This is a genomic window from Dethiosulfovibrio faecalis, from assembly GCF_021568795.1.
Classification (GTDB): Bacteria; Synergistota; Synergistia; order Synergistales; family Dethiosulfovibrionaceae; genus Dethiosulfovibrio; species Dethiosulfovibrio faecalis.
In genome coordinates this window covers 1-8050 of sequence record NZ_JAKGUE010000030.1, presented here as the reverse complement: position 1 = coordinate 8050, position 8050 = coordinate 1, and the positions used below count along the sequence as shown (strand labels likewise).

Annotated in this window: 6 protein-coding genes; 1 reads left to right on the top strand and 5 read right to left on the bottom strand. The window is 54.1% G+C overall.

Annotated features, from left to right (window positions below; translation table 11 throughout):
• Positions 1–189: 189 nt before the first annotated feature.
• From L2W58_RS12900 to L2W58_RS12880, 5 genes are all read right to left on the bottom strand, one after another.
• Entirely contained in the window at positions 190–1413 is a 1224-nt protein-coding gene (locus L2W58_RS12900) for a dicarboxylate/amino acid:cation symporter (RefSeq protein ID WP_236103822.1), read from the bottom strand.
• Positions 1414–1553: 140 nt separating this feature from the next.
• Complete coding sequence (locus L2W58_RS12895; RefSeq protein WP_236103821.1) at positions 1554–2198, bottom strand: response regulator transcription factor; 645 nt, start codon at positions 2196–2198, stop codon at positions 1554–1556.
• Complete coding sequence (locus L2W58_RS12890) at positions 2195–5371, bottom strand: sensor histidine kinase (protein ID WP_236103820.1); 3177 nt, start codon at positions 5369–5371, stop codon at positions 2195–2197. The genes L2W58_RS12895 and L2W58_RS12890 overlap by 4 nt, the downstream gene beginning before the upstream one ends.
• On the bottom strand, positions 5368–6831 hold the full coding sequence (gene cls / locus L2W58_RS12885) for a cardiolipin synthase (RefSeq protein ID WP_236103819.1): 1464 nt from the start codon (positions 6829–6831) through the stop codon (positions 5368–5370). Before cls ends, L2W58_RS12890 begins: the two co-directional genes overlap by 4 nt.
• A 20-nt stretch (positions 6832–6851) precedes the next feature.
• Positions 6852–7580 carry an endonuclease/exonuclease/phosphatase family protein gene (locus L2W58_RS12880; RefSeq protein ID WP_236103818.1) on the bottom strand — a complete coding sequence of 243 codons (729 nt, stop codon included), beginning with the start codon at positions 7578–7580 and terminating at the stop codon, positions 6852–6854.
• A gap of 228 nt (positions 7581–7808) precedes the next feature.
• Between L2W58_RS12880 and L2W58_RS12875 the strand changes: the two genes are divergently transcribed.
• Positions 7809–8009 (top strand): cold-shock protein, encoded by a 201-nt coding sequence (locus L2W58_RS12875; protein ID WP_236100139.1) that lies wholly within the window; start codon positions 7809–7811, stop codon positions 8007–8009.
• Positions 8010–8050 lie beyond the last annotated feature (41 nt).

Sequence of the window (8050 nt, the reverse complement as noted above, 5' to 3'; positions counted from 1 at the left end):
CGTAGCCAATACGCAGTCGCTGCCGTATTCCTTCCTTAGGCGGCGGATGAGCTCCGTCCCTATCTGTCCCAGTCCTCCGGTTACCACTATTCGTTTCATCTATGTCGGCCTCCTTTTTTGATCATGAAAAGGAGGGGAGAGATAATCTCTCCCCTCGGGGGTGGTGTGTTTCGGGCTTTTATGTTCCCGTCAGTCTCCGGCGCCTACCGGTTGTCCGGAAGCGTCCGGAATTCTTGCGTTCTTGCCTGTCAATTTGTTGACCAATATTGCGATAGCTCCGTCTCCCGTAACGTTGCAGGCGGTTCCGAAACTGTCCTGGGCCAGGTAGAGGGCTATCATGAGGGAGAGCATGGTCGGGCTGAAGTGGAGCATAGATTCCAACACTCCCAGGGCCGCCATGACGGCGCCGCCAGGAACTCCCGGTGCCGCTACCATGCAGATTCCCAACATCATCACGAAGGGCAGCATGGCTGCGAAGGATACGTCCATTCCGTGAAGCATCATGACCGCTATGGCACAGCTGGTCAGGGTTATGGTGCTTCCCGACAGGTGTATGGTGGCGCAGAGGGGAACGACGAAGTCCGCCACGTCCTCGTCGACTCCGTTTTCCTTGGTCTGCTGAAGTGTGACAGGGATAGTGGCGGCGGAGGACTGGGTCCCTATGGCGGTGAAGTAGGCCGGTATCATGTTCTTTATCGCCTTGAAGGGGTTCTTTCCGGCGGCGGAACAGGCTATCAGGTACTGGACGATCAACATGGTGAAATGCAGGGCTATTATGACGGCGTATACCTTTATGAATACCGACATAATGGTCTGGACCTCGCCTCCGTAGGTCATGTTTGCGAAGATGCCGCAGATGTGAAGCGGAAGGAGGGGAATTATCACCACGGAGATGAGTTTCTCTATTATGCTTTGGAATTCGTGCATGACCTCGTTAAGCTTGCCTCCGTCTATGGCGGCCATCCCTATGCCGAGGGTGAAGGCTATCAGCAAGGCGGTCATGACCCCCATTATCGCAGGCATCTCCACTATGAAGAACGGCGCCAGCAGGGCCTCTTCGGGGTTTCCGTGAGCGGCCGATTCGGAGACCATGGCGCCTACGCTAAGGATGTGGGGGAATACGGCGCTGTCTGCGAAGTAAGCCAGGGAACCGGCCAAAACGGTGGAACCATAGGCTATTGCGACCGTTAGTCCCAGTATCTTACCGGCGTTCTTGCCCAGGTCGCCTATTCCGGGAGCCACGAACCCTATTATTATCAGAGGTATGCTGAAGCCCAGAAAATTGCCGAATAGACCGTTGAAGGTCGCGAGGAGCCTTACCACCTGTTCGGGGGTAAACTTACCTATGAGGATACCGGCGATGATGGCGATTATCAGCTTTGGAAGAAGCCCTATCTTTCCTTTTCTCTCCATTGATCGTCCCTCCATGTGAATATGATGTGTTTAGCTACACTTTTGTAAGCATATGTCGTTTCACAGGGCGGTACAATCGGTCTTGGGCTGATAGGGAGTTCTCCTTTTGCTGATTTATACTAGGGTTTTGTGTCTTATAGTCATCGATTGACCGATATCATTCCATTTCGTATGGCGTATTTGACCAGATCGGCCAGGTTTTCCAGTTTCAATTTGTCCATTATGTGTTGCCTGTGGGTCCCGACGGTCTTTATGCTGAGATGCAGTCTTTCCGCCACCTCTCTGTTCGTGTTCCCCTCCGCAAGGAGTATCAATATCTCTTTTTCCCTCGGTGTAAGAGGTTCTCTCTCGTCCGGGTCGTGCAGAGACGACACGTACAGTTTCGCGACTATATGGGATATGCTGGGTCCCAGGTAGATATCCCCGTCCATTGCCTTCCTCACCGCCTCGACCAGTTCGGTGGAAGCGCAGTCCTTCAGAAGAAATCCCAGGGCTCCTACCTTGAGCATCTCAGAGACGAAGCTTCTGTCGGCGTACATGGAAAGGGCCACCACCCTCGACGAGCCGTCCTCGACTATCCGTTTGGTCGCCTCTATCCCGTCCATCTGGGGCATCATGACGTCCATGACTGTTACGTCCGGTTTGATCTCGCAAGCCATGGACACTGCCTCCTCGCCGTTTCCGGCCTCTGCCACTACCTCCATGTCTTCCTGGCGGTTCAGCAGGGCCTTTACTCCCTCCCGAAGTATCTTGTGGTCGTCTGCCAGGAGTATCTTTATCGTCATTCGTCGTTCCTCCTTCCGGCCGGGACCATCAGTCTCACCGAGGTACCCTCCCCCGGGGTCGACCTTATGACCAGCCGTCCTCCCAGGGAGATAATCCTCTCTCTGAGGCTGAAAAGGCCGAAGGATCTTCTATTACCCTCCAGTTTCTCGAGGGTCTTGGGGTCGAAGCCCGATCCATCGTCGGTGGTCGATACGTAAAGTCGATCTCCGTAGGTCTTGATCCTGATCGTCATCTTAGATGCCTTCGCGTGTTTTACCGTGTTCATCGCCAGTTCCCTGACCGCTCTGAACAGAAAGGCCTTCATGTCGTCGTCCATCGAGGGCATAGGCCCGTCCGAGATGGACTCAATGGAGATGCCGTAGTTATCCTCGAATCTCTCCGACAGATATTCCAACGCGGCGGTGAAGCCGAAACGGTATAGCATGGGGGTTCCCAGCTCGAACGTGAGGGTCCTGGTGGAGTCTATCGTCTCGTCCAGCATGGACGTAACCGCCGATATGTCCTCGTCGGCCTGGCCGGAAAGGGACTGGCGGAGCATTTCGAGTTTTATCTTGGACAAGACCAGGGTCTGGCCTATGGAGTCGTGGACCTCCGTGGCTATCTGACGTCTTTCCCTTTCCTCCGCTTCGGTGAGGGCCGTGGCGAGAGATCTCAGTCTCTCTCTGTGTTTCGCCTCGTGTCTTCTGGCCTGTTCCAGCTGTCTGTTTTTCTCGGTCAGCTTTCGGTTGGCCCCTTCCATGACCATCCTTAGGCGTCTCTCCGTCCTCTTTTCCTGTCTGTTTCTGACGTATTTAAGCGCCAGATAGAGTACGATTCCTAACAATGAAATATAGAGAAGATAGGCCATGGGGGTTTTCCATATAGGGGGAATTACCACTATCTCGAGGTTTGCCTCTTCTTCGTTCCAGACCCCGTTGTTGTTGGCCCCCTTTACGGAGAAGACGTATCGTCCCGGAGGTAGGTAGGTGTAGCTGGCCTCGTGTCCGTTTCCCGAGTGTATCCAGTTTTCGTCGAACCCCTTCAGACGGTACATGTATTCGTTGGCCTTCGGTGCGGTGTAATCCAGCGCGGCGAACTTGATGGTGATGTAGTTCTGTCTGTCCGTGAGGACTACCTTGTCGTACCCCTGTCGATTTTTCCTCATAGGGGCCGGCTCTCCGAACACCGAAACTTCGTTTATCACGATCGGAGGTATGTGTTCGTTTTCGCTTATGTTGTCCGGATAGAAGCTGTTACACCCCTTGGTCCCTCCGAAGTAGATTTTCCCGAAGCGGTCCGTTATGGCCACCCCTCGGTTGAACTCCTTCCCCTGTAATCCGTCTCCCATGGAGTAGTTGGTGATGTCTCCAGTCTCGGGGTCCATGCGGCTCAAGCCGTTGTCGGTGCTGAGCCAGAGATTGCCGTATCTGTCCTGAAGGATCGCCTTTATCACGTCGCTGAGCAGACCGTCCTCGGACGTATATACGTCGACTTGTGATCCTTCGATCCTCTGAAGGCCTAGATCCGTTCCTATCCAGAGCCCTTTTTCGTCCGGCATCAGACATAGTATCCTGTCGCTCATGACCCAGTCGTCCGACCAAGGAGTCATGTGGCGACAGATTTGATCCTCCATGGATAGGGAGAATAGACCGTCGTCGTCGGTGCCTACCCACAGTATTCCGTCTCTAAAGGCCATGGAGGTTATCTCCGCTTCGGCAAGGCTCTCCCATCTGTCTTCCGGTAGGGCCATCGCTCCGTCCAATCGGAATGGTCCTCTTTCCGTCCCGATCCAGAGGGTTCCGTCGTCGCTCTGGGTCATGGCTCGAACCGGTGGAGATCCCTTTATGCCTATGAAGGGGATCGTCTCGAAGACGTTGCCGTCGAAGCTGTCCAGTCCCGAGTCTGTTCCTACCAGAAGTCTATCGTCGTCACATCTGAATATGGATAACACCCTGTCGCTGTCGGGACTCATGGGGTCTCGCGGGTTGTGCCTTATGGTTCCCGAAGTGCCCTTTCTCTCGTCGATAACCCTGAGTCCGTCGCCGTAGGTGCCGGCCCAGAGGGTGCCGTCTTTGTCCTTCCACAGTGCTCTGACGTCCTGTCCTACAAGGCCCTTGACGTTGTAGGACTTGCTGTCGTACCTCTGGAAGGGCTTCTTCAGGTGAACCTTTTCCACTCCGTCGGAGAAGGTCCCCATCCAGATGATGCCTGTAAGGTCTCCGAAGTATATCGACGATCCCGTGTCTCCGAAAATAGAGAGGACTATGTTTCCTCTTAGACCGTGGGGAGATGTGTCGTCCCTGCGGTAGACCGAGGTGCTTCCGGAGTTTGGATCGAGGCGGATAACGCCGTTCCCGTCGGTCCCTATCCAGAGCTCTCCCGCTATGTCCTCGTATATGGACGTTATCGATCTGGAGATCCCGGTTTTATCCGTGGGTAGAGATACCGGGGCGAATTTTTCCGACTGCCTGTCCAGACCGTAGAGCTTTCCGGATCTCGTCCCCACCCAGAGCCGATAACGGTGATCCTCCTCTATGGCCGTTATTGCCCCGTCCGAATCGTGGCTTGTTCCACTGATCCCGTAGCGGGAGTAGCCGTCGTCGTCCTTTCTGTACAGGGCCCTGTCGGTCCCTATCCAGATTCCTCCGGAACGATCGGATTTTAAGACGTTGACCCCTTCTTCGGGCGCTTCGGGCAGACCTCTCTGATGTTCGAATTTATCTTCCATGCCGATGGCCTTCTCCAGACCTTCCGTCGTCCCTACCCATAGGGTTCCCGAACGATCCACGCAGAGGGCCGTTATCTCGTGATCTCTCAGGCTGTTCTCGTCGGCGGGGTCGTTTCTGTAGTGTTCTATCGCTCCAGTAGCCATGTTCAGTCGATCCAGCCCTCCGGACGTGCCTACCCATAGGTAGCCCTTACTGTCCTCCGCCAGAGAGGTCACGACGTTGTCCGATAGGCCGTCGTCTCGCCCCCATCTTTTACGGTAGGTTTTAAACTCGTATCCGTCGTATCGGTTAAGACCTCCGTCCGTCCCGAACCACATGTAGCCGGTCTTATCCATAAGAATAGTCCTGACAGTGGTCTGGGAGAGCCCTTCCTCCAAAGATAGGTTTTCGAATATGATCTCCTCCTGGGCGGAGGCCATCCCGGCCAGGAGGATCAAGATCGATATCGTTGCGACGCATCTCATAGCAGAGGACTGAAAAGCCTGGTCGCGCTTTCCAGCGTCCTCACCCCCAGCGACCTGTCCTTCCAGCTGGACGACGTTAGCCTTATCGACTTTGCCAGAAAACGTTCCTGTGCCTCCACCATGGCGGTCGCCTCCTCCTTGCCGTAGAAGATCAGGTTTATCTCGAAGTTCAAGGCGAAGGACCTTATGTCGAAGTTGCTGGAGCCGAAGAAAGCAAGCTCTCCGTCTACCGTCATGGTCTTGGCGTGGAGCAGTCCGTCGGAAAACTGGTAGATCTCTATTCCCATATCCATAAGCTCCTGGTAGTAGGACCTGGCTGCGTGTCCCACCAGAAACTGGTCGCTTCGGGATGGCACTACCAGTTGAACCCTGACGCCTCTGAGGGCCGCAACCTCCATGGCCTGGAGAAGGCTCTCGTCTGGAATGAGGTAGGGCGTGGTTATGATCACCCTCCTGGTAGCGTCGTGCATGGCGCTGACTATCAGCCTCTGATAGTTCTCCGTTCTGTAGTTCGGACCGCTGGGAACGGTCTGTACAGAGATGTCTCCCCATTGGTCCACCGGGGCGGTGAGTTGTTTGAGGTCCGGTTCCTCTCCGGTCTCGACGAACCAGTCTTCAAGAAACACCGCCTGGAGCTGTCTTACCACCGGTCCTCTGAGCCTGATGGACATATCGCGCCACACGAGGTCTCTGTGTCCGTATCTGGGATCTATCATGTTGTGGGATCCTGTGTAGGCCACGGATCCGTCGACTATGGCTATCTTTCTGTGGTTTCTGAGGTCGAACCGGGCAGCGTGTCTCCTGAAAAGGCTCGCGGGAAGAGCCTCCGCTACAGAGACTCCCTGGGCCCTTAGCCACTCGACCCTACCTCCCTTTGTCAGAGAGCCCGATCCGACGCTGTCTATCATAAGACGACACTGAACCCCTCTTCTCGAGGCTCTGGTCAGGGCTTCTATTACCGGGCCCCCTATATTGTCGTCGGAGAATATATAGTAGAGCAGGTCCACCGTTTTCTTGGATTTGTCTATGTCTCTCACCAGTAGCGAGGAGAGATCGGACGCCTTGGATATAAGCTTCCCGTCGTTTCCCCCGACGATCGCCATATGTCCCAAGGTCTCGGCCAGAGAGGATATCCTGTGTAGAGATCTCGGAAGCTCCGGTGACAGAGCGCACAGAGTTTGATGGCACCTTATCCTCACGTTCGACAGCTCTCTGAGGAGTCGCTGATGTCTTTTCAGTCTTCTCTGAGGCAGAAGGTTGGACCCCATGGCCAAATACAGCAGCAGGCATGGCCAGGGCCAGAAGAAGATGACCACAAGCCAGGCCATGGCTGCTCCCGGGGTGTGTCTCATGGGAACCACGGCCAGCATGGTAACCCTTATCAGCCAGGAGGAGACGTTATGTATCCCCAATATCAACAGCCAGAGATGATGATCGGTCAGTATGGCGCTGAGAGGCATGGCGATGGCTCAACTCCTTTTCAATGGGAAATTTCGAGGTCGCATATAAGTGGAAGGTGGTCGGAAAAGCGCACGTCAGGGATGGAAAAACCCTTGGCGGATATCTCCTCGGAGATAAGCACGAAATCCAGTTCCTTTCGGGGTTTTCTGCATGGATAGGTGGGAAGTCCGAGTTCGTTTACGCTGGTCATACCCGTCTCTCTGAGAGGAGCCAGTTCCTCCGGTCCTGATAGGGTATTATAATCCCCGGCCAATATGAGAGGTTTTTCCCTGCTGGAGCATAGATCTCTCAGCGTCCGGATCTGGTGACGACGGCTTCTGCTGCCCAGGGACAGGTGCACGAGAACCAGGGAGAAGTCGCTATAGACGACCTCTAGGGCGTTCCTCTTCATCCCTCTGCCCAGATCGTGGCAGTCGGTTTTGATCGGGGCCAGTCTGGACACTATCGCGTTTCCCTGGGATCTTAAAACCGGTATTCGAGAGATACCCTCGCCGTATTTAACCGCGAAACGATGGTGCCCTCCCATCGACGAAGCGGCCGTCTCAGCCTGGCAGTTTCCTTCATGGCGGTATGATCCCCCGTCAACCTCTACCAGTCCGATTATATCCGGAGAAAGGTTCATAAGATAATCGGTTATTCGTTTGAACCGTACTGTCGATCTTCGGAAGTTGCCGGAAAAAGGCGCCGGCACGTGGTAGGAGAGTCCCGTCCCGGTGCCGTATCTCACGTTGTAAAGTATCAGTCTCATCTCTATCCTCCCGGATCTTGTTTAGGAAACGATATCATATATCCAACGGTTTCGGGGTATATTGTTTTTTTTCTTGGAGGGGTCCTCCGAAGACTTAAAATAAATTTGGGTTAAATAAAAATATTTTTACAAAATCTTATAAAAGTTGTTGACAAGTGGATGGGATTGAAGTAGACTTTGTTTGTCGCAGAAATGGTAGCGGCAAAAAACATTTTAGGAGGCAACACCTTGACTCAGGGAACAGTGAAATGGTTTAACGGCACAAAGGGCTATGGGTTTATCACCGGTGAGGACGGAAAGGATTACTTCGTCCATTTTAGCGCCATCAACGTCGACGGCTTCAAGACCCTTGATGAGGGTCAGGCTGTGACCTTCACCATCGAGAACGGACAGAAGGGTCCCCAGGCTTCGAACGTTACGCCTGTTTAAACCTTTTCTAATCTAGTCTCAAAAAGCGGCGGTCCCTAGGG